The organism is Methylobacterium longum (genome assembly GCF_022179385.1).
GTDB lineage: Bacteria > Pseudomonadota > Alphaproteobacteria > Rhizobiales > Beijerinckiaceae > Methylobacterium > Methylobacterium longum.
The window spans coordinates 125156-148692 of sequence record NZ_BPQS01000009.1 but is presented as its reverse complement, the minus strand read 5'-3'; the positions used below and the strand labels follow the sequence as shown (position 1 = coordinate 148692).

Annotated in this window: 20 protein-coding genes; 7 read left to right on the top strand and 13 right to left on the bottom strand. The window is 71.1% G+C overall.

Features of this window, described 5'->3' with window-relative positions; all coding sequences use genetic code 11:
- Positions 1-58 precede the first annotated feature (58 nt).
- The gene (locus MFF58_RS11290) at positions 59-271 is read right to left on the bottom strand and encodes a hypothetical protein (RefSeq protein WP_238287340.1); all 213 of its coding nucleotides are present in this window, start codon (positions 269-271) and stop codon (positions 59-61) included.
- 597 nt (positions 272-868) lie between these two features.
- Between MFF58_RS11290 and MFF58_RS11285 the strand changes: the two genes are divergently transcribed.
- Positions 869-1048, top strand: coding sequence for a hypothetical protein (locus tag MFF58_RS11285; RefSeq protein ID WP_238287339.1), 180 nt, complete (start codon positions 869-871; stop codon positions 1046-1048).
- A 30-nt stretch (positions 1049-1078) separates the two neighbouring features.
- On the opposite strand, the gene MFF58_RS11280 is transcribed toward MFF58_RS11285, so the two are convergent.
- The gene (locus MFF58_RS11280) at positions 1079-1342 is read right to left on the bottom strand and encodes a hypothetical protein (protein ID WP_238287337.1); all 264 of its coding nucleotides are present in this window, start codon (positions 1340-1342) and stop codon (positions 1079-1081) included.
- 531 nt (positions 1343-1873) lie between these two features.
- On the bottom strand, positions 1874-2749 hold the full coding sequence (murI, locus tag MFF58_RS11275) for a glutamate racemase (RefSeq protein ID WP_238287335.1): 876 nt from the start codon (positions 2747-2749) through the stop codon (positions 1874-1876).
- A gap of 263 nt (positions 2750-3012) precedes the next feature.
- On the opposite strand from murI, the gene egtB reads away from it, so the two are divergent.
- Genes egtB through MFF58_RS11260 form a run of 3 tightly spaced genes read left to right on the top strand, consistent with a single transcriptional unit; the run spans position 3013 to position 6378 of the window.
- The gene (gene egtB / locus MFF58_RS11270; protein WP_238287333.1) at positions 3013-4281 is read left to right on the top strand and encodes an ergothioneine biosynthesis protein EgtB; all 1269 of its coding nucleotides are present in this window, start codon (positions 3013-3015) and stop codon (positions 4279-4281) included.
- Between the two features lie 20 nt (positions 4282-4301).
- Positions 4302-5276: an L-histidine N(alpha)-methyltransferase gene (egtD, locus tag MFF58_RS11265; RefSeq protein WP_238287332.1), complete on the top strand. Its 975-nt coding sequence runs from the start codon at positions 4302-4304 to the stop codon at positions 5274-5276.
- A gap of 46 nt (positions 5277-5322) precedes the next feature.
- Entirely contained in the window at positions 5323-6378 is a 1056-nt protein-coding gene (locus MFF58_RS11260) for an adenylate/guanylate cyclase domain-containing protein (protein WP_238287330.1), read from the top strand.
- An 18-nt stretch (positions 6379-6396) separates the two neighbouring features.
- Here MFF58_RS11260 and MFF58_RS11255 read toward each other — a convergent pair whose 3' ends face one another.
- The 4 genes from MFF58_RS11255 to clpS form a co-directional block, all read right to left on the bottom strand.
- On the bottom strand, positions 6397-7659 hold the full coding sequence (locus MFF58_RS11255; RefSeq protein WP_373323327.1) for a flavin monoamine oxidase family protein: 1263 nt from the start codon (positions 7657-7659) through the stop codon (positions 6397-6399).
- A 102-nt stretch (positions 7660-7761) separates the two neighbouring features.
- Positions 7762-8046: a hypothetical protein gene (locus MFF58_RS11250; RefSeq protein ID WP_238287326.1), complete on the bottom strand. Its 285-nt coding sequence runs from the start codon at positions 8044-8046 to the stop codon at positions 7762-7764.
- A 94-nt stretch (positions 8047-8140) separates the two neighbouring features.
- The gene (gene clpA, locus MFF58_RS11245) at positions 8141-10630 is read right to left on the bottom strand and encodes an ATP-dependent Clp protease ATP-binding subunit ClpA (RefSeq protein WP_238287324.1); all 2490 of its coding nucleotides are present in this window, start codon (positions 10628-10630) and stop codon (positions 8141-8143) included.
- 37 nt (positions 10631-10667) lie between these two features.
- A complete protein-coding gene (gene clpS, locus MFF58_RS11240; protein ID WP_238287388.1) occupies positions 10668-11054 on the bottom strand; it encodes an ATP-dependent Clp protease adapter ClpS in 387 nt (128 codons plus the stop codon).
- A 550-nt stretch (positions 11055-11604) separates the two neighbouring features.
- Between clpS and MFF58_RS11235 the strand changes: the two genes are divergently transcribed.
- Positions 11605-13074, top strand: a complete 1470-nt coding sequence (locus MFF58_RS11235; RefSeq protein WP_238287323.1) for a D-alanyl-D-alanine carboxypeptidase — start codon at positions 11605-11607, stop codon at positions 13072-13074.
- Positions 13075-13185: 111 nt separating this feature from the next.
- On the opposite strand, the gene MFF58_RS11230 is transcribed toward MFF58_RS11235, so the two are convergent.
- Genes MFF58_RS11230 through MFF58_RS11220 form a run of 3 tightly spaced genes read right to left on the bottom strand, consistent with a single transcriptional unit; the run spans position 13186 to position 15353 of the window.
- Positions 13186-13971, bottom strand: a complete 786-nt coding sequence (locus MFF58_RS11230) for a DnaJ domain-containing protein (RefSeq protein WP_238287322.1) — start codon at positions 13969-13971, stop codon at positions 13186-13188.
- Positions 13972-13974: 3 nt separating this feature from the next.
- Positions 13975-14226 carry a hypothetical protein gene (locus MFF58_RS11225; protein WP_238287321.1) on the bottom strand — a complete coding sequence of 84 codons (252 nt, stop codon included), beginning with the start codon at positions 14224-14226 and terminating at the stop codon, positions 13975-13977.
- Positions 14223-15353, bottom strand: a complete 1131-nt coding sequence (locus MFF58_RS11220) for a S1C family serine protease (RefSeq protein WP_238287320.1) — start codon at positions 15351-15353, stop codon at positions 14223-14225. The genes MFF58_RS11225 and MFF58_RS11220 overlap by 4 nt, the downstream gene beginning before the upstream one ends.
- Before the next feature lie 404 nt (positions 15354-15757).
- Between MFF58_RS11220 and MFF58_RS11215 the strand changes: the two genes are divergently transcribed.
- Positions 15758-15973, top strand: a complete 216-nt coding sequence (locus MFF58_RS11215; RefSeq protein WP_238287319.1) for a hypothetical protein — start codon at positions 15758-15760, stop codon at positions 15971-15973.
- Positions 15974-16224: 251 nt separating this feature from the next.
- Here the strand turns inward: MFF58_RS11215 and MFF58_RS11210 are convergent, their stop codons facing one another.
- The gene (locus MFF58_RS11210; RefSeq protein WP_238287317.1) at positions 16225-19662 is read right to left on the bottom strand and encodes an SbcC/MukB-like Walker B domain-containing protein; all 3438 of its coding nucleotides are present in this window, start codon (positions 19660-19662) and stop codon (positions 16225-16227) included.
- 187 nt (positions 19663-19849) lie between these two features.
- Between MFF58_RS11210 and MFF58_RS11205 the strand changes: the two genes are divergently transcribed.
- Positions 19850-21520, top strand: a complete 1671-nt coding sequence (locus MFF58_RS11205) for a methyl-accepting chemotaxis protein (RefSeq protein WP_238287316.1) — start codon at positions 19850-19852, stop codon at positions 21518-21520.
- Positions 21521-21536: 16 nt separating this feature from the next.
- Here the strand turns inward: MFF58_RS11205 and MFF58_RS11200 are convergent, their stop codons facing one another.
- Together MFF58_RS11200 and MFF58_RS11195 are read right to left on the bottom strand one after the other, a co-directional pair.
- Positions 21537-22163, bottom strand: coding sequence for a DUF4194 domain-containing protein (locus MFF58_RS11200; protein WP_238287314.1), 627 nt, complete (start codon positions 22161-22163; stop codon positions 21537-21539).
- Entirely contained in the window at positions 22156-23526 is a 1371-nt protein-coding gene (locus tag MFF58_RS11195) for a Wadjet anti-phage system protein JetA family protein (RefSeq protein WP_238287312.1), read from the bottom strand. Before MFF58_RS11195 ends, MFF58_RS11200 begins: the two co-directional genes overlap by 8 nt.
- Between the last annotated feature and the right edge of the window lie 11 nt (positions 23527-23537).

The following is a 23537-nucleotide window of genomic DNA, read 5'->3' as shown; positions in this document are numbered from 1 at the left end:
CGGCCGGACCGATCCACGACGCTCCGGCGATATCGGGTCGTCGCGGCGGATCTGCGGCTCACCGGAGCGGCAACAGGCCGAGGCCCCGGGCGGCGCGGGTCGCACGACGCCAGCCCCGCTTGCGTCCGAAGACCCGACGCTGGTCGAAGAGGCGAGCCTCCGCGGCCTCCCTCCGGTGGACGGGCGCTGGCCGGCTGGCGCCGATCGCGACCCCGATCGCCGTACTGATCAGCGCGACGAGCACCGGACCCACGAACCAGCTCTCGAACATCGGACACCCCAGACCAGCGATCGGCGCGACTGGGTCGAAAACCGTCTGCAATTGCGGCCGAATCTGGACACGCGCCTTTTGTCGGCGCGATCTACAATATCGTAGTCGACTCAGCTGTGGAAACCCGGTCTTGAGGACGCTGGACCGGTCAGAGTCCGCGCGCGGACCGGGCGATCCGGGCGGCTGACAGCATGGCACGTGCGGAGCCTTCCGGCCGGGCGCTTCCCGCGACGCGTCTGTGCGATGACGCACCGCGCGCCGGATCCGGCATCGGCCATCTCCGGCCCGCGGCACGGGGGAGGCGATCCGGTTCACCTTTAGGGTCAGCCATCGGTTTCCCGGTGGTCGTTGCGGGACGCGGGACCCCCTCCATCCCGAACGCGCGGCCATCGTCGCGGGGGAGGGCACCGCGCGTCGGATCATAGTTTTCGCAAGATGTTCCCGGGCAACCCGACCCCGGTGCTCCGCGGGCTGCTCCGCGCCGATGATCGCGCTTCGGTAGCGGGATGACCAAGGCCGGAGCGTCGAGGCGGTTTTTACGAAGCGTTCATCCTCCCGGTGTCCCATCCGGGTTCGCGGAGGCAGGCAGGAGACGTGATGCAGAGCGAGACGAAGACGCCTCAGGAACCGATTCTGGAATTGTGGCGCATCGTTGCGCTCGCACTGATCGTCGCCGCCGGGATGCTCTTCGTCCACTTGGTGGTGCCCAATGAGGCTGACGCTTCGGGCGAGCGGGTCGCGGCGATCTCGATGACGGGTAAGCCCGGCGCTCCGTGAGGTCAGGGGCGACGGCTCAGGCGGCCCCGTCTATCCGGCCTCGACCTGCCCCAGAGCGGTCGCGGTGAATTGCAGGTCGCGACACGCCCGAGCGATCGCCAACGCCTTTTCGTCACCTTGCGCGTTGCGCGCATCCAGGAAAGCGATCCAGTCCGCATGGGCGCCACGCGGAATTTTCGCGTCGAGCCTCTGGCGAAGGAGGGCGATCCACCCGTCCGGGCTCGCGATCGCGGGCGCGACGATGTCGGTGCCGTACGCGCCGACTCGCAGGTCTGATCGCCGGTGCAGGTGCAATACGTCGTCTTGGGCTCCTCGACCGTGCTGCCGAGCGTAGGGAACAGGGAGCGGATCACCGAGATCCGGCCGGGTCCCGCGGCGTCCATCATCGTCCGGACGGAGTGGTTGCCGGTCCGGTCATGCGGATCGCGCCCCCTGAGGACGGGGTTGGAACGCGTGCTCATGACGCCATCGGGCCCGACGCAGAACATATACGCGCCGGCTTTCCGGTATCCCCGCGCACCGTCGGTGACAGCTCGCAGTGCCTGCGCCTTGTCGGCCGTGTGGGTTCGGTCCACGCGACCGAGCCTTCAGGAGGCTGAACCGTTCGGGCTCGGGTCGCCGCAGGAAATCGGTGCCTCACCGTCGCCGCAGGTCAGAACCGGCGACGACGCGCCGCAGATCAGCACAGCCGCCAGCACTGAAGCTTTTTAGCGCCATCGGCCTTTCGCAGATTCGCGTTTTATTGACTTCGGGCCATCAAAGACCGCATCCGCCCGCCTCGAAAGATTGCAGGGCCGAACCGATCGGTCGAACCCGGCCGGGCGGCTATTGAAGGGGCAGCGGCACCGCCTCGATGGCGACCTCGTTGATCCCGCGGGCCGCGAGGGCATCCCGCAACGGGGTGGTGAGGCAGGTTCCGGCCGTGAAGGCGCCGAGCGCGAAGCCGTGCCGATCCGCATCGCGCGGCAGCGCGCCGATCAGCTGCACGACGCGCCGGGCGATGGCGGGCGCCGGATCGATCCAGATCACCGGCCAGGGCGCGAGGGCCTCGAGGCGCGGCAGCAGCAGCGGGTAGTGCGTGCAGGCGAGGCAGATCACATCGGTGCGCCGGCCATCCGGGTCGGTCACGAAGCAGGGCGCGATTTCGGCCGCGAGCGCCGCATCGTCCACGGGGGCGCCGGCCAATTCGGCCTCGGCGAACCCGGCGAGGTTCTGTGAGCCGACCAGGGTCACCGCGCAGGCGCCGGCATAGGTCGCGATGAGGTCGTGGGTGTAGGAACGCGCCACGGTCCCGGGCGTGGCCAGCAACGAGACGAGGCGCGAGCGCGTCGCCGCAGCCGCCGGCTTGATGGGAGGCACCACGCCGACGAAGGGTGTGGTGAAGCGTTGGCGCAGGGCCGGAAGGACCAGGGTCGACGCGGTGTTGCAGGCGATGACCACGAGGTCGGGCCGGTGCGTCGCGACGAGCCGCTCCATCACGGTGAGCACGCGGGCGACGAGGGCGGCCTCGCCGAGGCGGCCATACGGGAAGGCCGCGTCGTCGCCGACATAGACGTAGCGGGCGTCGGGCCGGGCGCGGCGGACGGCGTCGAGGACGGTGAGGCCGCCGAGCCCGGAATCGAACACCAGGATGGTCGGCTCGGCGGAGGCACGCAGCGCCGCGGCGGACAAGCTGGCCCCGGCCATCAGATCGATCCGCATGAGAGAACCCCGGACTCCTCAACGAGCAACCCAAAATCTCGGCCGTGAGGGTTAAGGCTGCCTCACTGCGGCGACAGAAAGACCCGCGATCCCCAACCGTTCCCGTTAACCGCGGCGCTGTCGGGGCGAACTGCACGCCGAGCCCGTCGGAGGACGGACCTTGCTGCAGAGGTTGTTTCAGCACGATGGGGGCATATCTTCTGCGCGCGAACCCGGGACAAGGAAATGGTTCTGGGCTCAGCCGGCAAAAAGGGACAATCGTCATGGCAGCGACGGCCGCACTGCGCCCGGACGAGGCGCGCGAGCAGATGGCGCCGGCCTTCCCGCCGCCGCCCGTCACAGCCCGTCCGATCGACCGCGACGCCTGGATCGCCGCCTTCCGCCACGTCCGCGGCGAGACCGAGCGCCGCGCCGCGCCGCTCTCCGCGGAGGATCAGCAGGTCCAGTCGATGGCCGATGCCAGCCCGACCAAGTGGCACCGGGCGCACGTGACGTGGTTCTTCGAGCAGTTTCTGCTGCGCGAGCATCTGCCCGGCTACGCGATCTACGACGAGCGGCTGCACTATCTCTTCAACTCGTACTACGTGGCCGCCGGTCCCCGGCAGCCGCGTATCCAGCGCGGCCTGATCACGCGACCCACGATGGCGGAAGTCACGGCCTACCGGGCGCATGTCGACCGGGCGGTGGAAGCCCTGCTCGATCAGGCGTCCGAAAGCGGATTGGAGGCGGTGCTGCCGATCTTGGAGATCGGGCTCTACCACGAGCAGCAGCACCAGGAGCTTCTTCTCACCGATATCCTGCATGCGTTCGCGCAGAACCCGCTCGGCCCGGCCTACGATCCGGATTGGCAATTCCCCGCCGCTTCTGCGCCCTCCGGCCAGATCCGCCTCGACCGCAGCGTGGCGTGGATCGGGCATGACGACGACGGGTTCTCGTTCGACAACGAATCGCCCCGGCACGAGGCGCTGATCCCCGCGGGCAGGATCGACAAGGCGCTCATCACCAACCGTCAGTGGCTCGCCTTCATGGAGGACGGCGGCTACGCCAAGGCCGAGCTGTGGCTCTCCGACGGGTGGTATGCCGGGCCCGGCGAAGGCTGGGAGGCCCCCGGCTACTGGCGCCGGGACGGGGACGGCTGGGCCACCATGACGTTCGGCGGCGTGCGTCCGGTGGATCTCGACGCCCCCGTGACCCACGTGAGCTACTACGAGGCTGACGCCTACGCCCGCTGGGCAGGCCGGTTCCTGCCGACGGAGTTCGAGTGGGAGGTCGCGGCCCGGAACGGCGAGCTGCCGGACGCCTTCGGCCTCGTCTGGCAATGGACCCGCAGCGCCTACCTCGCCTATCCCGGCTACCGGCCGCTCCCCGGTGCGCTGGGCGAGTACAACGGCAAGTTCATGGCCAACCAGTTCGTGCTGCGCGGCTCGTCGGCCGCCACGCCCGTCGGTCACGCCCGGATCCCGTACCGCAACTTCTTCTACCCACATCAGCGCTGGCAGTTCACGGGCCTGCGTCTCGCCGACGCCGCCTGACGCCCCCCCCGGAGGCCGCCTTGACCATCAAGCCCACATTCCCCGACGCGACCCCCTTTCCGCTGGAGACGGCTGAGCTCGCCTTCCTGGCCGATGTCCGAGACGGCCTGTCCCGGCCGCAGAAGGCGCTGTCACCGAAATACTTCTACGACGCCGCCGGCTCAGCCCTGTTCGAAGAGATCACCCGGCTTCCGGAATATTATCCGACCCGCACCGAGATCGGCATCCTCGACCGAAGCGGACCCGAGATCGCGGCGCTGCTGCCGACGCAGGCGGCGCTGGTGGAGTTCGGCAGCGGCTCGACCGTGAAGCTGCGCCGGCTCCTTGAGCATCTCGACACGCTCGCCGCCTACGTGCCGGTCGACGTCTCGGGCGAGTTCCTGCGCGCGCAGGCCGAGGCGCTGAGCGGCGACTTCCCGAGCCTGCGCGTCGAGCCGGTGGTAGCCGATTTCACCCGTGACTTCGATCTGCCCGGGAGCCTCGACGGCTTGCCGCGGGCCGGGTTCTTCCCCGGCTCGACCATCGGCAACTTCGAGCCGGCGGAGGCCGAGGACCTGCTGCGCCGCTTCGGACGGATCCTGGGGCAGGGGGCCCACATGATCGTGGGCGTCGACCTCGTGAAGGATCCCGCGACCCTGGAGACCGCCTACGACGACGATGCCGGCGTGACCGCGGCGTTCAACCTCAATCTCCTGAGCCGGATCAACCGGGAACTCGCGGGACGTTTCGACCCCGCCGCCTTCGCCCACCGGGCGGTGTTCAACTCGCAAGCGTCGCGGATCGAAATGCATCTCGTCGCGCGCGAGGAACAGGCCGTACTTATCGGATCCGACACCTTCACCTTCGCGGCAGGCGAAACGATCCACACCGAGAGCAGCTACAAATACACGGCCGCGACGTTCCGTGCGCTCGCGGAACGGGCCGGCTGGACGTGGCTGACCGTGTGGACCGATCCGGAGGCCCTCTTCTCCGTCCACGCCCTGCGCCTGGACTGACGGCCGTCGACGGAAGCGACGGCCGCAGACCGCGGAGGACGCGCCGATGCGCTTCAGGTGGCCCTGGTTCTACGGCGTCGCGCCTGTGCTCGGCGCCCTGGCGGGCCTGCTCTACGGCGCCCTCTTCGAGGTCGGACCGCTGACGGGTTCGGCGATCCGCGGGGCCATCATCGGCACCCCGATCATGCTCTACGAGCGCCGCCTGCTGGTGCCAGCCCTGCGCGAGCGGATCCGCGGGCTCGCGACGCCGCTCTTCCTGCTCGCCACGGTGGCGCTCTACATCGCGATGATCGTCGCGGGGAACGCGGTCGCCAGCACCGTACTGAACCGCCTGTTCCGGTTCATGTACAGCGAGCGGAACGCGATGCTGATGACCGACACGGGCCTCCTCTACGCCCTCTGCATCTCGGCCCTCGCGGTCTTCGTCTTTCGTGTCCGCGACCTGATCGGACCGGGCGTGTTCGCCAACCTGCTGATCGGCCGGTACCACCGGCCGATCCGCGAGGAGCGCATCTTCCTGTTCCTCGACGTCGCCGGCTCGACCCGCTTCGCCGACCGTCACGGGGACCACGCCGCGCAGGCCTATCTCGGACAGGTCTTCAACGCCCTGGCCTTGCCGGTGTCGCGCTCACGCGGCTCCATCGACGACTACATCGGCGACCTGGCCCTGGTCACATGGACGATGGAGCGGGGCCTGCGCGACGCCGCATGCCTGCGCTGCGTCTTCGATTTCGCGGAGCGCCTCGCCGCCGACGCCGACACCTGGCGGAGCCGCTTCGGGCAGGTGCCCGAATTCCGCGCGGCGCTCCATTGCGGTCCGGTCGTCACCGCGGAGATCGGCCTGGAACGGCACAAGATCGCGTATTTCGGCGACGTCGTGAACACGACCGCACGGCTCGAATCCCTCTCGAAGAGCCTTGATGTCCGGGTTCTCGTCTCGGCCGACCTGCTCGCGAGGCTCGGACCGCTGCCCACGGAATTCACCCGCGAGGATCTCGGTGCCCACGCCCTGCGCGGGCGCGCGGAGCCCCTGGCCGTGGCCGCGATCCGATGCGGTCCGACCGCCGGAGCGCCGGCACTCTCCGGGGCGATATCGGGCTGAGCCCGCCTGCTGCGCGGTTCAGGTGCCGAGGGCCTTGAGCACGTCGCGGGCAGCGCGCTCGCCGTCGAGGGTCGCGCCCCCCACCGTCATGGCCCCGCCGCCGGCCAGGGCCTCGCCGGCGAAGAACACCCGCCCCCCGACGGGTTCGCGCAGGCGGTCCCGGGCGTCGGCGTGGCCTGGCGTCACGATGGAATAGGATCCCCGGGCATGGGGATCCGTCCACCAGCCCGCGAGGCGTCCGGCCAGCACCGCGCCCCGCGCCCGCGCGCCCAGGAGCGCACCGAGACGTTCCGTGGCCAGCGCGACGGCGGCCGGCTCGCCCGCCCGGCAGAGATCGCGGGCGAGATCGCCGCCGAGATTGGCCACCGCCAGGGACCGCCCGAACGGACTCATCTCGAAATAGAGAGTCGGGCCGCCGGTCGCGAGTGAGACCGCGTCGCCGAGCGCCGCCGCATCGACCTTCGCCGGGTCGAGGCGCAGACCGATCTTGGTGTAGGCGCCCATGCGCAGCCCATCGAGCGCGCCCAGCGCCGCGTCGGGCAGGGCGGGCGTGAACCGGATCCCCCCCGCCCTCAGGACCCCCACCGGAACCGTGACGATGACGGCCGCGGCCGTCAGAGCCCCACGCGCGGTCTCCACCCGCACGTCCCGTCCGGACCAGTCGATCGCCCGAACCGGGCAGCCGAGGCTCACCGGCAGATCGGCGAAGTGCCGCGCGACGAGGTCTCCGTACCCGTCGACCCACAGGTCGCTACCGGACCAGAGGCGCGCATAATCGATTGCGGAAACGCGATCGGGATCCTCGCCCAGCGACAGCCGGCTCAAGCCCGCGGCCGCCTGCTCGGCGTCCGGCCCGCCGACGCGCGCCGCCTCGGCCAGCGACGGATCGCCCGCCCCTTTGGGTTCCAACAATGCGTCGAGGCCCGAGAAGCCCGAGCGACGCCGGGCCTTCTCGGCATCCGAGGCGGGCCGGCCGTCGATCGTGAGGGTGCGCGCCCAGCCGTCCTCCCGGGCGAAGCGGGCGCCAGCCTGCCGGGCGATTGGAGCCCAGGGATTGCGCTCGGCCCAGTGGATGTACTCGGCACCCGCATCGAAGGGACAATCCGGCCCGAGGGCCCGCTCGGTGAAGGCGCGGCCACCGATGCGGTCCCGCGCTTCCACGAGGGTGAAGCTCCGTCCAGCCGTCCGCAGGGAGGCCGCCGCGGCCAGGCCGGCCGATCCGGCGCCGACGATCACCACGGGGCAGCCACGGGCCGACGCGCGCAGCGCCGGTGCGGCCAGAAACGCGGATGTGAGGACCGAGCGTCGGGTCGGTCGAAATCGGGTGGATCTCACAACGCCTCCGATCGGGATCGTCCCGGAGCCGCCGAACGGGGCGACGCGCTAGCCGCGCGCGCCGGGATTGCTCGAGCGCTTCTCCATCATGGCCTTGACCTGCATCAGCTGGTCCCAGACCTGGCCCGGCGACGTGCCGAAGAAGCCGAAGCCGGCGTTCACGCCCCAATAGATGCCGAAGCAGATCAGGGGCACGAGCACCCAGGCGAGAACCTCCTCGCCGCGACGACGGCGCCGCCGGCGAAGGCGACGCTCCTCCCGCCGGGTCAGCTTCTTCGGAGGCGCCGGCTGCGCGACGGGGGGGAGGGGTCCCTCGTGCAGGTTGTCAGTCATCGGGCGCCTCCTCGCCGCGGCGCGCACGCGTCGCGGCGGCGGTCATAGACCGGCGGCTCCTAGCCTGGAAGGCCGCCGGCCAGCCTGCACACCATTAGGCGCGCACCAGTGGCACCTTCGGCACGGTCCGGACGCCGCCACTCGAGCTGCCGCCGCCGCCCTTGTTGTCCTTCGGTGTCTTCTTTCGGGACGCGGTGCGGGGCTTGGCGCGCTTGTGGCGCTTGGTAGCGTTGGTCACGTCCTTCTCGGGCTTGGGCGTGACGGGACCAGCCGGGAAGTCGAAGCCCAGGCCGTCCTTGGCACCGGCCTTGGCCTCGCCGTCCTCCGGCTTGCGCACCACCACGCGGACCGCACCACCATCCTTGAGCTTGCCGAACAGCACCTCGTCGGCCAGCGGCGTCTTGATGGTCGACTGGATCAGCCGGGCCATCGGGCGCGCACCCATCGCGTCGTCGTAGCCGTGCTCGACCAGCCACTCCCGGGCCTCGTCTGAGAGCTCGATGGTGACGTTGCGGTCGGCGAGCTGTGCCTCAAGCTGCAGGACGAACTTGTCGACCACCTTGGCCACGACTTCCTTCGGCAGGTGGCCGAACGAGATGATCGCGTCGAGTCGGTTGCGGAATTCCGGCGCGAACAGGCGGTTGATCGCCTCCACGTCGTCTCCCGTCCGCTTGCTCTGGGTGAAGCCGTAGGCCGACTTCGCGAGGTCCGAGGCCCCCGCGTTCGACGTCATGATGATGATGACGTTCCGGAAATCGACCTGCTTGCCGTTGTGGTCGGTCAGCTTGCCGTGGTCCATCACCTGCAACAGGATGTTGAACAGGTCGGGATGGGCCTTCTCGATCTCGTCGAGCAGCAGCACGCAGTGCGGGTGCTGATCGATGCCGTCGGTGAGCAGGCCGCCCTGATCGAAGCCGACATAGCCGGGTGGTGCGCCGATCAGACGGCTGACCGTGTGGCGCTCCATGTACTCCGACATGTCGAAGCGCAGCATCTCGACGCCGAGCGACGATGCGAGCTGCTTGGCGGCCTCGGTCTTGCCGACGCCGGTCGGACCCGCGAACAGGTACGAGCCGATCGGCTTGTCCGGATCGCGCAGGCCGGCACGCGCCAGCTTGATCGCCGAGGTCAGGGCCTCGATGGCGTTCGGCTGGCCGTAGACCACGCGCTTCAGGTTCTCGGTCAGGTGCTGGAGCACCACCGCGTCGTCCTTGGAGACGGTCTTCGGCGGGATCCGGGCCATCGTGGCGATGGTCGCCTCGATCTCCTTGATGCCGATGGTGCGCTTGCGGCGCGCCTCCGGCACCAGCATCTGCGAGGCGCCGGTCTCGTCGATCACGTCGATCGCCTTGTCGGGCAGCTTGCGGTCGTTGATGTAGCGGGCCGACAGCTCCACCGCGGCCTTCACGGCCTCGGTCGTGTACTTGAGCTTGTGGAACTCCTCGAAGTACGGGCGCAGGCCCTTCACGATCTCGATCGTGTCGGGGATCGACGGCTCGTTGACGTCGATCTTCTGGAACCGGCGCACCAGGGCGCGGTCCTTCTCGAAATACTGGCGGTACTCCTTGTAGGTGGTCGAGCCGATGCAGCGCAGCGTGCCCGAGGCGAGCGCCGGCTTGAGCAGGTTCGACGCGTCCATGGCCCCGCCCGAGGTCGCACCGGCGCCGATCACCGTGTGGATCTCGTCGATGAACATGATGGCGTTCGGGTGCGCCTCGATCTCCTTCATCACCTGCTTGAGGCGCTCCTCGAAGTCGCCCCGGTAGCGGGTGCCGGCGAGCAGCGTGCCCATGTCGAGGGAGAAGACCGTCGCGTCGGCCAGGACCTCCGGCACCTCGTGCTGGATGATCTTGCGCGCCAGCCCCTCGGCGATGGCGGTCTTACCGACACCGGGGTCGCCGACCAGCAGGGGGTTGTTCTTCTGCCGGCGGCAGAGGACCTGGATCGTCCGCTGGACCTCGCTCTCGCGGCCGATCAGCGGGTCGATCTTGCCGTCGCGGGCCTTCTTGTTGAGGTTGACGCAATAGGCGTCCAGGGCGTCGCCCTTCTTCTTGGCGCCGCCGCGGGGATCGCCCTCGTCGCTCGGACGCTCGGACGCGCCCTCGTCCTCGGCGCCGCGCACCGGCTTCGACTCCGACGCACCGGGCCGCTTGGCGATGCCGTGGCTGATGTAGTTGACCGCGTCGTAGCGGGTCATGTCCTGCTCCTGCAGGAAGTAGGCGGCGTGGCTCTCGCGCTCGGCGAAGATCGCCACCAGCACGTTGGCTCCCGTCACCTCCTCGCGGCCCGAGGACTGGACGTGGATCACCGCGCGCTGGATCACGCGCTGGAACCCGGCCGTGGGCTTGGCGTCCTGCCTGCCGTCCCCGGTGAGGTTGGAGAGTTCCGTGTCCACGTAGTCGACGAGGCTGCGCTTGAGCGTGTCGATCTCGACGTTGCAGGCGCGCATGACCGCGGCCGCGTCCTGGTCGTCCACGAGGGCGAGCAGGAGATGCTCCAGCGTCGCGTATTCGTGCCGGCGCTCTCCCGCGAGCGCCAGGGCGCGGTGGAGGGCTTGTTCTAGGCTGCGTGAGAAGCTTGGCAAAGCTGGCCTCTGTGTGGGTGCCTACCGCGAGCGGCGCCTATTTCTTTTCCATAACGCACTGGAGAGGATGTTGGTGTTTGCGTGCGAAGTCCATGACCTGCGTCACCTTGGTCTCCGCCACCTCGTAGGTGAAGACCCCGCACTCGCCGACCCCGTTCTGATGCACGTGCATCATGATCTGGTAGGCGTCCTCGTGGCTCTTGTTGAAGAACCGCTCGACCACCAGCACCACGAACTCCATCGGCGTGTAGTCGTCGTTCAGGAGGAGAACCCGGTAGAGGCTCGGCCGCTTCGTCCGCGTTTTCGTGCGGGTGATGATCGCGGTGTTGGACCGGTCGTCGCCGCCCGGCGTGCGCGACCCGGACGCCGTGATCGCGGTCCGCGCCGGCCGAAGACTCCTCGTCGAACTCGCGGTGCCCTGCATGGGGACCTGTGTCATGTGCGTCGAACCGATCCCTCGATTGGAGCGGGCGTCGCCGGCCCTGGCGGGCGTTCTTGTCCGGGCCCTGCCGGGGGCAGCGCTCAGCTCCACCGCCGGTAATCTACAGACGGTGAGCCGACTTCGCCAGACGCCTGTGCGCACTTGTCCGCCCCGCACAGCTTGTCCCCGGTGCAGGGCCGCCGCGCCCATCCGGCGGCCGGCCCCCGCGCGGCCGCCGGATGGGCGCGGGGATCGCGGCCAGGATCCGACCCGGTCGCCCCGTCGTGGCACAGGTCGCCCCGGGTCGTCACGCGTCACCCTGGCTCCGCAGGCGCGGGTACGGACGGCGCGGGCCGCAGCGGCCTTCCGCAGCCCCGGCGCCCGGCAAGTCGCGTTCAGGCCAGCATGATCCGGTATTCAAAACGCCGGCATTAACGGGCCTGTAACTGCACTTGCCTAACTCTCCGATGATGCAGCGGGGCCACGCAATCGGCGCGGGGCCACGCAGGGGACACGACCGGCCAGCACCGGTCTCGCGAGGCAATCAGGCGTGATGCGTAGCGTAGTAGGCCGCTCCCGGACGATACCCGCGCTGCCGGCCGCCCTGGCGGCCGCGGCGGTCCTGACGGCCCTGGCCGCGCCGGCCGAAGCGAGGCGCGGGCGGCATCACCATCACGTGCGCGCCAGCGGCGGCTACAACCCGCCCTACGCCGCCATGGTGGTGGATGTGAAGAGCGGGAAGACCCTGCACGCGATCAACGAGGACGCCCTGCGCCACCCGGCCTCGATCACCAAGGTCATGACGCTCTACATGCTGTTCGAGCAGATGGAGCGCGGCAAGTTCGCCCTCGACTCGGACCTGACCATCTCGGCGCACGCGGCCGCACAGGCTCCCTCGAAGCTCGGGATCCGGCCGGGGCAGACGATCTCGGTCGAGGACGCCATCAAGGCGATCGTCACGAAGTCGGCGAACGACGTGGCCTGCGCCATCGGCGAGAACATCGCGGGCTCCGAGGAGCGTTTCGCCGAGATGATGACCGCCAAGGCGCGCGCCCTCGGCATGAGCCGGACCCATTACGCGAACGCCTCCGGCCTGCCCGACCCGGATCAGATCACCACAGCCCGCGACCTGACCGTGCTGGCCCGCGCGATCCAGGACCGGTTCCCGCACTATTACCGCTACTTCCAGACGCGATCCTTCGCGTTCCGCGGCCGGGTGATCGGCAATCACAACCACCTGCTGGGCAACGTCCAGGGCGTCGACGGGATCAAGACCGGCTACACCCGGGATTCCGGCTTCAACCTGATGACCGCGGCGAAGTCCGAGGGCCGCCAGATCGTGGCGATCGTCCTCGGCGGCAAATCCGGCGCGAGCCGCGACCGGATCATGGCCGACCTCGTCCGCTCAAGCCTGCCGCGGGCCTATGCCGGCGCCCGGACGTCCCCGGCGGTCACCGAGGTCGCCGAGCGTGCACGGCCCGCCGTGGTCGCCGACGCGGTCTCGCGGACCCGCACGCAGGTCGCCTCGGCCGACGATGAGGATGTCGAGACCACCGGCACCACCGGCGAGCCCCTCGACCTCGCGCCCAGGGCCACCACGACCCCGGGCGGCGTCTGGAAGCCCGGCCCGCAGGGCCTGCCGAAGGCCGCGCAGGCCTATGCCGGCACGGGCGGCGCCCAGGCGCCCTTCCCGGGCGCGAGCAAGTCGACCGCCCGCGTGGCGTCGGTCGAGCGCGACGAGCCGCCGAAGGCGGTCTCCGGTGCCCGCGTCGTGCCCACCGCCTGGGTGATTCAGCTCGGCGCCATGGACGACGAGGGCAAGGCGCGCTCGATGCTCTCGGAGGCGCGCGCCAAAGTCGGCAGCAGCCTCTCCAAGGCGGCCCCCTACACGGTGAAGGTCGAGCATGGTGGAACGACCCTGTTCCGGGCCCGCTTCTCGGGTTTCGCGGAGCAGGATTCCGCTCAGGAGGCCTGCTCGGCCCTCAAGCGCAGCGGCTTCAGCTGCTTCGCGACCCGGAGCTGAGCGCCACACAATTCCGCGACGCAGGTGCGCGTCGGACCGGTGATGCCGCGGCATGTCCGCCCGCGGCCGAGACTCTGTTGATCCGTAGATCCCTGACAACGCGCGTGGAGTTTAGCGATGTCGGTTCAGAAGCCTGTCCCGGGCCGCGTTGACGCGCGCCGCCCGTTCGGCGCTCCCCCCCTGGTCGGGGTGGGCGCGCTTCATGAGAGACCGGTGGGTCGCCCGGATCTCCTCAGCGGTCGCCCCGCGCTGAAGCCCCAGGATCTGGTACGCCTCCTCCTGCGACATCGCCCCTGGATTCGGCGCGCGGCGCGGCCCCGGGTCTCGATCGCGCTCAGCGTCTACACGCCATCCGGGCGCCCGGCGGTCGAGATACGGCTCTAGCAGCGCGACGCCCGCGGCATCGCGCAGGCGGCAGTGCCGCAGCAGCTCGATCACCGCGTCGACGGGCATGGCGTCGAGCCAAGCGCCCGCGGCCGGGCCCGCGACGACCCGGCCCGTATGCAGGCTGCCGTCGGGATGCAGCATGGCCTCGAGGAGCGCTGTCCGGACGCGGCGCTCCTGACGCTCGCGTCGCCGTTGGCCGAACGGCTGCGTGACGAGGCCGCGCAGGCGCGCGGTCATCGCCGCCGGCCCCTCGATCATCCAGACGCCCCCGAGACCGAGAAGCGCGGCGAGGACGAAGTTGCCGCGGAGCAGGAGGAAGCCGGCGGCCAGCAGTGCGAAGGCGCCGAAGGCCGGCCATCGCGCCGGGCCCAGCCCCGTACCCGTCCTCGTGCCCAGCGCCGCGCCGATGCCTCGGCCGACGGCGCGTTTCAACCGGCGGCCGAGTCCCCCGCTGTTCTTCGACCACCACCACAGGGTCAGGCAGGCGAGCAGGCCGGCGAACAGCACCATCGTTCAGCGCCGCGCGCCGGACGCGGCCGTGACCCGGCCGCCGATCTGCACCGTCGTCCCGTAGCCGAGGTCGTAGACCCCGCTCCGGCGCGGCTTCGCCTGGTCGGATCCGGCCTCGCAACCGGGTGGCGGCGGCAGGCGTACGCCCTCGGGCAGATCGTCCGGGCAGAGGCGGGACCGCAGCGGCCGTTCCGCAGCCGGTGCGATGCCCCCCGTGACGGCGCAGAGGAGCGCGACGAGCGGCCAGACCTTCATCGGCGGTTCTCCGCGACGTCCGTTGTGGTGATCCGGACCTGCCGCACCCGCCCGCCGCGCTCGACCTTCAGCGTGACAGAGGTGCCGAGGCCCGCCTCTTCCATGGCCGCCGTGAGGTCGGCGAGCCTGTGGACCGGGCGCCCGTTGGCCTCGACGATCACGTCGCCGATATCGCCGGTCTGCAGATCGACGCCGCGCAGGCCCGCCTGGGCGGCCGGGGTGCCCGGAAGGACCCGCACGATCACCACGCCGTCGATCCCGAGGCGCGCCGTGGCCGCCTCCTGCGCTGCGATGATCCCGATGCCGGGATTGCGCACACGGCCCACCCGGATCAGTTCCGGCACCACCCGGTTCACCACGTCGACGGGGATGGCGAACCCGATGCCGGCACTGGCACCCGAGGGCGAGACGATGGCGGTGTTGACTCCGATCAGCCGGCCCGCGGAATCGAGCAGCGGCCCGCCGGAATTGCCCGGATTGATCGCCGCGTCCGTCTGGATGACGCCGGAGAGTTCCCGCCCCTCGCTGGTCGGCATTCGCCGCCGCACGGCGCTGATCACCCCCGTGGTCAAAGTGTGGTCGAGGCCGAACGGGTTGCCGATCGCGAATGTTGATTGTCCGACCTTGAGGTCCGCCGAGGTCCCGATCGCCAGCGGCGGGGGCATCCGTGTGACCCGCCCGAGCCGGAGGACCGCGAGGTCGTAGGACGGCGCCATCCCGACCAGGGTTGCCGGGACAACGGTGCCGTCGCTCATCCGGACCGAGACGGAGCCGCCGCTCTGCGCCGCGTTCTGGACCACGTGGGTGTTGGTGACCACGTGGCCGGCGCCGTCCCAGACGAAGCCGGTCCCCGTCTGCGTTCCGCTCTGCTCGCCGCTGCCTTCGTCGAGGTCGAGCAGGTCGCGGTTCTGCGCCGCGGCCTGCGCGAAGACGTGAACGACCGACGGGCTCGCCTGCTCGAACAGGGCGATCGTGGCCGTCTCGGATTGCGCCAGATCGCCGCGAGCCGTCACTGCCCGCGGCGCGTCGGCCGAGTAGAGCAGCGGCTGCAGGTAGGGCTGGGCGACGTAGAGCGCCAGCAGGACCAGAACCGCGGCGACCACGATGCGCACGGTACGATCCGGCACGAATGTCTCCGATCCCGAGCCCATCGCGGGCAGGAGCCTTAAGTGCGCGTTCAGGATCGGAGCGTCAACACGGAGAGGCGCCGTCGCCGGCGTGCCCGAGACGTGTCCTGGCGCACGGCGGCGAGCGGCGCAGACTGGCTAACGGAATGGTCATCATTCGGGAGCCACAATTCTCGCAAGTTCACGGTAGGATCTAAGCGCTCTTTACGGACACGGAACATCGTACCAGGCCTGTTATGGTGCCCAGGCGCTGAAGGCTGGTTTCTGAAGCCGCCCACATTGACCGCAAAGATGCCGCAGAGATGCTTGCATTGACGCTCAGAACCACCATCTCCGCCGCCCTCCGGTTGCGTTCGGCGGCGGCGATCTGAACGGTCCCAAACGGTTCGGAAGGACGAGTACCCATGGAAACCGAAGCTCTGGAACGGCCGGCCGATCTGACGATCTGGCGCACGGCCCCGGCGAGCACCCCACTGGCGCAGCCCGAGCGCTACGGCACCCTGCGCGAGGCGATCGCGGCCGCCGCCGGCGCCCTGGCCGACCCGGCCAAGCAGCCCTGGATCATCACGGAGGAGGGCGAGATCCTCTCCCCGAACTGGATCCGCACCTACCTGAACTGACAGCGTCCCGGTCGAAGATCGGGGATACCGGGGACGGCGGTGCGCGATCGGCCGGCTGGGACCGCCGCACGGCGCCCGTGGCGGAACTCAGCCCGCAGGGAGGCCCAAGTCGTCCCGAGGCCGCGCCGCGCGGGATCCGGATGCGCCGACGTATCCGGGTTCCGCACTGACGGCGGTTCCGGAGTCCGGGCCCGCCCGTGGCGCTTCGCACCGGCGACGCCTCATCGGTAGGGCACCGATTTCGCCGGGTCTCACTCCGCCGCGTCTGACTGCCGGTATCCCTCGATCCCGACCTGATCGGGGTTGATCGCGTGCAGCGCACGTCGGGCCGCCTCCAGCGGATGCTCGGCCTCGATCCGGACGGAGCTGAGATCGGGGCTCTTGTAGACCGTCACGATGGTGTCCATCACCTCGGTCAGCGTGGTGCGCTTGTCCTCGGGCGCGGCGATCAGCAATTGCAGGCCCCAGGCCCTGTAGAGATCGACCAGCGCCTGGCTGTTGCGCACGTCGAGCTTCGAGAAGGCTTCGTCGAGCAGGCACAGGCCCAGGCCCGGGTGCTCGTCCCCCGGCCGGTCGCCCGGATAATACGCGCTCGCCAGCGACGCGGCGATCGCCACGTAGAACGGCGCCTGCGCTTCCCCGCCGGAACCGCGCAGGGCGCGCGCCGACATGGTGGTGCGATTGCCCGCCCGGTCGCGCATGCCGATCTCGTAGACGAAGTAGTTGCGGTAATCCGCGAGGCGCCCCGCCTCCTCGTCGCCCGCGATGAGCGCGGTGATCTCCTCCAGCGCCGCCGCCATGGGACCCTCGGCCTCGCCGGCGAGGAGTGCCTGGGCGGCCTCCGGGGAGCGGGCCGTCTCCGTGGCGAGGGCGTGGACGGCGGCGTAGCGGCGGTCCACCGCGGCCTCGAAGGCGTAGATCTGGCCCGTGAAGCTGCGGGCGGAGAGCCGCTCGTTCAGCGCCTCCAGCCGGGCATGGACCCGTTCGAACCGGTCCGCGAGGCGCGTCAGCAGATCCTCGGTCATGAGGCGGCGCATCTCGATCACGGCCCGCTCCGCCTGGGCCCGGTAGCGCCGCAGCTCGTGGCCCTCCACGGCCTCGTATTCCCGCCGGACCCAGGCGAACCCGTCGATCGCCGGGGCGTCGCCCGCGTGAAGCGGATTCTCCACCCGCCACGCCGCGCAGGCCTCGGCCAGTTCCCGCTCGGCCACGCGCCCATGGGAGCGGGCGGCCTCCGCGGCCTCCCGCGCGAGGCCGCGCTCGGACGTCGTCCGTGAGCCGGCAGCCTTGGCATCGAGGCCCGCCAGGGCGGTCCGCGCCTCCGCGATCACCGTCGGGTGGAACGGCTCCGAGCGCGCGAGGCGGACCTTGGCGGCATCGCCACTCATGAGCTGGCGCAGGGCCGCGCGACGGCCCGAGAGCGCGGCGCGGGCAGCCTCGCGCATGGTGACCAGCCGGGCGCGCAGAGCCGCCTCGTCGGCGAGCAGCCGGTCGAGCTTCGGCTCAAGCTCCTCCGACAGCTCCCGCAGGTAGCCGCCCCGCTCCGCCGTGAGCGCCGCGATCTCGGCAGCGAGCCCGGCGGTGTCGCGCTTCTCGATATCGGCGCGCTCCGTCTGGAGGGTGCGCCGCCGTCCGTCGAGGCCGTCGAGCTCGGCCCGCAGCGTCTCGACGTCTTCGAGGCCCCGCGCGATGCGGGCGCGGATCGCCGAGGCGGTGCGGGCAGCCTCGCGCAGCACCGCCGCCTCGCCCCGCAGGCGCCGCGCCTCGGCGACCGCGATCTCGTGGGCGCGGCGGCTGTCGACGGTGGGCCCGCGGTGGCCGCGGGTCATCAGCAGATCGACGCTGCGCGTGACCGAGTAGGCCATGCCGGCGGTGGTGCGCCCGCTCGGCGCGACCGCCCGGGCGAGGCGCGCGAGTTCGGCATCGTCGCGGGCGAGGTCGTAGCCCCCGAGCCGCACGCCGAGGAACGCTTCCGCGTGCGGATCGGCCGTCTCGATGACCGTGAGCGGCCCGTCGTCGTAGCGGCGTGCCCGCTGCTTGGCGGTGTCGGTGGTCTTGACCAGGATGCAGCGGTGAAACCGGTCGCGCCCGGATTGCAGGACGCCGAGCGCCTCGTGCAGCCGGTCGGGCGGCACCACCAGCGCCTCGCGGGCGCGCCCCAGCAGCCCCTCGAGGGCCGGCCCCCAGGCCGGATCCACGATCTCGGCCAGTTCGCAGACCGGCACTGCCTCGATGCCGCGGCGCGCCAGCTCGCCCCGGAACGCCACCGTATCCGATGACAGGCGCGCCGTCGGACCGGCGCCGGTGCGCGGCGCGGTGCGCTCGGCCTCGCTCTCCTGGGCGCGGGCCTTCAAAGCGGCGTCCTCGGCGGCACGCTCCAGCGCCTCGTCGAACTCGGGAAGTCGTCCCAGCCCCTCGACCAATTCGGCCAGGGGCCCCTCCGGGCGCAGGATTTCCTCGGGCGGCGCTTCCCGCCGCAGCCCGGCACGGAGGCAGGCCTCGGCGAGGCGGGCCGCCGGCGGGCAGCTCTGCCGCAGGATCGGCGTGACCGGCTGAAGCTTGCCCATCTGGCCGATGAGGCTGACGAGGTCGGCGGTCCGGGCGACCAGGTCCTTGCGGTCGCGGTCCAGCATCGAGAGGCCCAGCGTCGAGGCGGCGAGCCGCCCTTCCGCGGCGCTGGCGGCGGCGAGCGCCTTCTTCTCCGCGATCTCGCCGTCGATCTCCCGCACGTGACCGCGGCTCGCGGCGACGCGCTCCCGGGCGATGCGCAGGGTGTCGGTCCCCTCGCGCAGGCGCGCCCGGACGGCGACGAGGTCGAGGCTGCGGCGGCGCAGATCGGCACCCGCCGCGCGCAGTTCGTGGATCGCGGCGTCGAGCACCGCGTCGCTCCAGGCGTCGTAGCGATCGCGCAGGCGGCGCAGGCGCGCCAGCCGGCTCTCCAGCTCTGCGATGGTCTCCAGGAGGCGGCGCCAGTTGGCGATCGAGTGCCGCACGCGCTCGACGTCCAGCGGCTCGGGATCGAGCACGAAGGCGCGGACGAACGCGCTGGTGTCGAAGATCGGCTTGAACGCCACCGCGTTGGCGAAGCTGCGCAGGAAGTGGCGGGGCTCCGGCGCCGGCGCCCCCTCGCGCAGGGTCGCCAGCACGTCGGCCGTGAAGCGCTCGCCGGAGGTGCGGTACTCGGTGAAGCTTGCCGCCTTGGCGCGCAGGTCGAGGGCGATCTCGCTCCACGGGGCCGTGAAGCTGCCCCCCGGGGCCGTCCGGGCGTAATCGGCGATCTCGAACCGGTGCCCGACCGCGATGAAGCGTGACAGCACCGTCTCCTTCGGCTCGACCGCCCGGGCCGCGAGCGCGAGGCCGACCGTGACCACCCGGCCCGATGCGGCGTTCTCGAAGACCAGGGCCAGCACCGTCTCGCAGGATTCCCGGGTCGGGCGTCCGCCCTCGGCCGGGTCGCTAATCCAGCCGAGGCAATAATCGCGCACCGTGCGGGCGCTGCGCCCGGAGGCCGAGGCGTTGAGCGCGAGACGGCTGGCGTTGTTGCCGGCTAGCACCGTGCCGACCGCGTCGAAGATCGTGGACTTCCCGGCGCCCGTCGGCCCGACGAGGGCCGCGGCGCCGCGCAGCCGGATCTGCTCGCGGCGGATCAGGTACCAGTTCGAGATGGCGATATCGGTGAGAACGTACACGATGCGGGTGGGGCTAGGCCGCTCCTGAGGACATGGGCGGACCTGTTGGCCGGGTTCGCCCGCGTATGCAAGCGCAAGCCACGCCCTGGAGACGGGCGCAATCGCCGGTCGCGACAAACCGCCTTGTCAGCCTGGCGGTGCCATGCATCATGCAAGTCAAATGACAAACTCGGAAGAGTCGCGGCGCATGAAACTGAGCAACAAGCTGAGCGCCCTCATTTTCATGCTGTTATTGGCCGCGATCTTTCAGGGCGGCGTCGCGTCCTACAATTTGAAGTCCATCGATCTTCGCCTTGAACAACTGCTCGGCGCGGCCCTTCCATCCATGAATGCCGCTCAGGGGATCGAGGCGCTGGTGGTTCGCGGGCGCTTGCTGCCGGTCCGGTTCGCGACGGCGGACACCGAATCGGAGCGCGCCGCGAGCCGGAAGGAGGTCGACGAGCTCATCGCGCTGCGCGGCAGACAGGTGGACGCCTACCGCGCCCTGGTCGCCACGCCCGACGAGCAGGCCCTCTACGACGATCTGAGGGCGAAGCTGAAGCTGCAGCGCTACGACTGGGACCGGCTGAGCGCGTTCTCGGTGGATCAGCGCGAGCAGGCCATGGCCTATTATCGGGGCGCGATGAACACGCGCTACGCCGCGGCCCTGGCGGCGGCACACGCGCTGGCAGACCTCCACGTCCGGCGCGTCGACCAAGCCGGCCGCGCGGCGCGGGAGAGCCAGGCGAGCGCCCTCCGGTGGACGCTGATCATCCTCATCGGCGCGCTGTTCATCGCGTCGGCCGCGATGCTGTACGCGTTCCTGGGCGTGTCGCGGCCTCTGACGCAGATGACGGCGGCGATGCGCAGCGTGGCCGCCGGGGACACGGCATGCCGGCTGCCGTCGATGCGTCGGCGGGACGAGATCGGCGCCATGTCGGCCGCCGTCCACGTCTTCAAGCAGAACCTGTTGCGTGCCCGCGCCCTGGAGGCGGAGGCCGCGCAGGCCCGCGCCGACGCGGAGGCGCAGCGCCGGGAGGCGGCCCGGCATCTCGCCGACCGCTTCGAGACCGCCATCGGCGGAATCACGGGCTCCTTCGCGGACGCGACCGTGCATCTGCGCTCGACTGCCGAGCGGCTGAGCGCGACGGCGACGCAGACGGCGGGACGGTCGACCAGCGCCGCCGTCGGCGCCGAGGAGGCTTCCGCGAACGTCGCGACCGTGGCGGCGGCGGCCGAGGAACTGGGCGCGTCGATCGGCGAGATCGGCCGTCGGGTCGGCGCCTCCACGGATCTGGCGAGGGCCGCGGTCGGCGAGGCGGCCACGACGGCCCACCTCGTCCAGGATCTCTCCGCGGCCGCGCGCCGGGTCGGACAGGTCATCGACACGATCGCGGCCATCGCCGGCCAGACGAACCTGCTCGCCCTCAATGCGACCATCGAGGCCGCCCGCGCGGGCGAGGCGGGCCGCGGCTTCGCGGTCGTGGCCGCGGAGGTGAAGGCCCTCGCGGACCAGACCGCTGGGGCCACCACGCGGATCACGGTTCAGATCGCGCAGATCCAGGGTTCGACCGGGCTGGCCGTGCAGGCCATCGCGGGTATCGCGGCCCGTATCGGCGAGATCAGCGACTTGGCGGCCGCGGTCGCCGCCGCCGTGGAGCAGCAGGGCGCGGCCACGCAGGAGATCGTCCGCAACGTCGCTGCGGCGGCGATCGGTACGGCATCGGTCACAGCCAACGTCAGCGGGGTCGCCGGCGCCGCCGGAGAGACCGGCGCGGCCGCCGCGCAGGTCCTGGCCTCCGCCTCCGAGATGTCGCGTCAGGCGGCGCAGCTCGGTTCCGAGGTCGCGCGCTTCCTGGCGACGGTTCGGGCGGCCTGATCGCGGCCGGCCGGTTTCATCCCTCCGCGGCCTCAGTCCAGGCCCGCAGGCGTTCCAGCCACGCGTCGGAGGCCAGCACCGCCAGCCCCGGCAGGAGCGAGAGCGGCGTGACCCTCTCGACCCGGTCGCGCTCGCCCAGCCGCAGGCCGCCGCGCCGGGCGTAGAGGCGCAGGATGTCGGCGAGCCGGCCCTCCTCGGGCGGCTCGTTGCGGGCCACGGTGCGGATCTTCTCGACGATCTCGTCGGTGGTGCACTCGACGATCCCGTCCGTGCCGGCCCGGTGATCGCGCAGGCCTTCCTCGTAGAGCAGCCGGAGCGCCAGGAGCACCAGGGTCTCGTCCTTGCGCAGGCGCTCGGAGGCGATGTCGTGGCGCGGCGCGTCCGCGGCCGGACTGAGGGACACCATCTGGTCGCGATGGGTCACCGTGAGCGCGTAGCCGAGGCACGCGAAGTAATCGGTGAAGAACGGCGCGTAGTGCCGCGCCAGTTCGTAGGAGCGGCCGATGCCCGGGGTGTCGGCGTAGATCACCTGTCCCTTCAGCAGGACCTGAAGGGCGCGGGTCAGCTCCTCGGCGTCCGGGGCCCGGGCGCCGGGCGGCGGAAGCTCGTCGCCGTCGATGATGGCGCGGAAACCCTCAAGCACCGCGCCGCCGCTCCAGCACGAAATCCGGGCAGTCGAGCCAGCCGTTGGTCACGCGCCCGTTCAGGCGCGCGACGGTGAAGCGCTCGCCGAGCCGGGCGTCGAACAGCACGTCGATCTCGCGCAGACGCTGGAACACAATGAAATCGTCGACGTCCGTGATCGCGATCTGCGAGCCGCGCAGCGTCAGCGCCCGGCCGAGCCGGGCCTCCACGAAGGCGGTCATGCTCTCGGGCGTCACGGTCGTGCGGCGGCGGAATTCCGCCTTGGCGGCCGCGAAGGCATCCACCACCGGATCGTCCTCCAGATCGGGCAGGGGCTCGACGTCGATCGCGCTCTTGCGCGCCCGCGGCGCCTGAAGGTGCGCGGGGCCGATCGGTGGACGCAGCAGCGCGACATCGGGCGCCACCGTCGGCGCGATCTCCGACAGGCCGATGGCCCGCAGCATCGCGGCGGCGCGCTCGACGCCGCTGGGGTCCGGCCGATCCATGACGTGGAGGGCCGCGCCGATCCGCCGCTCCAGGCGGGCCACGACGGCGTCGACCGCGTCGAGATGGTTGTCGAGGCCCTCGAACACCGCGAGGATCTGCGCCAGATCCGAGCGGACCGCCCGCTGAGCCGTGTCGAGGTCGGGGCTGCGCCCCTCCCGGATCAGCCCCTCGGCCAAGGCCCGGATCGTGAGGGCGTCGCGCAGCGCCCGGCCGGCCTCGCGGACCACGCTGGCGCGGAAGCGGAACGGATTGAAGCGGGTGTGCAGCGTCCGGTAGTCGCTGATCAGGTGGCGCTCGACGAACTCCTCGAAGAACAGCCGGAAGGTCTTGGCCCGATCCGGCTCGCGCAGGATCCGCTCCTCGACCTTGCGCATCCCGGCGGCGAGCCCGCGCACGTGGGAGAGGAAGGCGGCGGCGGCCCGAGCGGCGTTCGACAAGGCCTCCGAGCGACTTCCAGGATCCGACAGGGCGCTCTCCAGCCCCCCCAGGACCTCCAGCACGGCGCCGCCATAGGAGCGCGTCTCGCCGCGCTCCAGCCGCGACAGCTCCTCCAGGAGCAGGCGGGCCTCGGGGTCGAATTCCACCACCGGCACGTAGCGCTCCCGGCGCTCGATCAGCCAGCCGGTCTCGAGCAGGCGCCGGTAGAGCGCCGCCCGGCGCTCGGCCGGGTCGGCGGAGATCGGCTCGTCGCCGCCGACCTCCGGATCGCTCCAGCCGGCAGCGAAGTCGCCGATCTCAGCGAGTAGTTCGGCCTTGCGGACCGGTTCCGCGCCGAGGACGCGCCGGTGCAGGTGCAGGAGCAGGGCGGCGTTGAAGCCGCGGCTCGACGCGGCCAGCGGCTTGAACAGCTCGTCGGGCAGCTGCGCGAACAGCATGGTTCCAGCCT

Coding starts and splice junctions, on each gene's coding strand:
- MFF58_RS11290 (WP_238287340.1), bottom strand. CDS start 271: ATGTTCGAGAGCTGGTTCGTGGGTCCGGTGCTCGTCGCGCTGATCAGT.
- MFF58_RS11285 (WP_238287339.1), top strand. CDS start 869: ATGCAGAGCGAGACGAAGACGCCTCAGGAACCGATTCTGGAATTGTGG.
- murI (WP_238287335.1), bottom strand. CDS start 2,749: ATGCGGATCGATCTGATGGCCGGGGCCAGCTTGTCCGCCGCGGCGCTG.
- egtB (WP_238287333.1), top strand. CDS start 3,013: ATGGCAGCGACGGCCGCACTGCGCCCGGACGAGGCGCGCGAGCAGATG.
- MFF58_RS11260 (WP_238287330.1), top strand. CDS start 5,323: ATGCGCTTCAGGTGGCCCTGGTTCTACGGCGTCGCGCCTGTGCTCGGC.
- MFF58_RS11250 (WP_238287326.1), bottom strand. CDS start 8,046: ATGACTGACAACCTGCACGAGGGACCCCTCCCCCCCGTCGCGCAGCCG.
- clpS (WP_238287388.1), bottom strand. CDS start 11,054: ATGCAGGGCACCGCGAGTTCGACGAGGAGTCTTCGGCCGGCGCGGACC.
- MFF58_RS11235 (WP_238287323.1), top strand. CDS start 11,605: ATGCGTAGCGTAGTAGGCCGCTCCCGGACGATACCCGCGCTGCCGGCC.
- MFF58_RS11230 (WP_238287322.1), bottom strand. CDS start 13,971: ATGGTGCTGTTCGCCGGCCTGCTCGCCTGCCTGACCCTGTGGTGGTGG.
- MFF58_RS11225 (WP_238287321.1), bottom strand. CDS start 14,226: ATGAAGGTCTGGCCGCTCGTCGCGCTCCTCTGCGCCGTCACGGGGGGC.
- MFF58_RS11215 (WP_238287319.1), top strand. CDS start 15,758: ATGGAAACCGAAGCTCTGGAACGGCCGGCCGATCTGACGATCTGGCGC.
- MFF58_RS11205 (WP_238287316.1), top strand. CDS start 19,850: ATGAAACTGAGCAACAAGCTGAGCGCCCTCATTTTCATGCTGTTATTG.
- MFF58_RS11195 (WP_238287312.1), bottom strand. CDS start 23,526: ATGCTGTTCGCGCAGCTGCCCGACGAGCTGTTCAAGCCGCTGGCCGCG.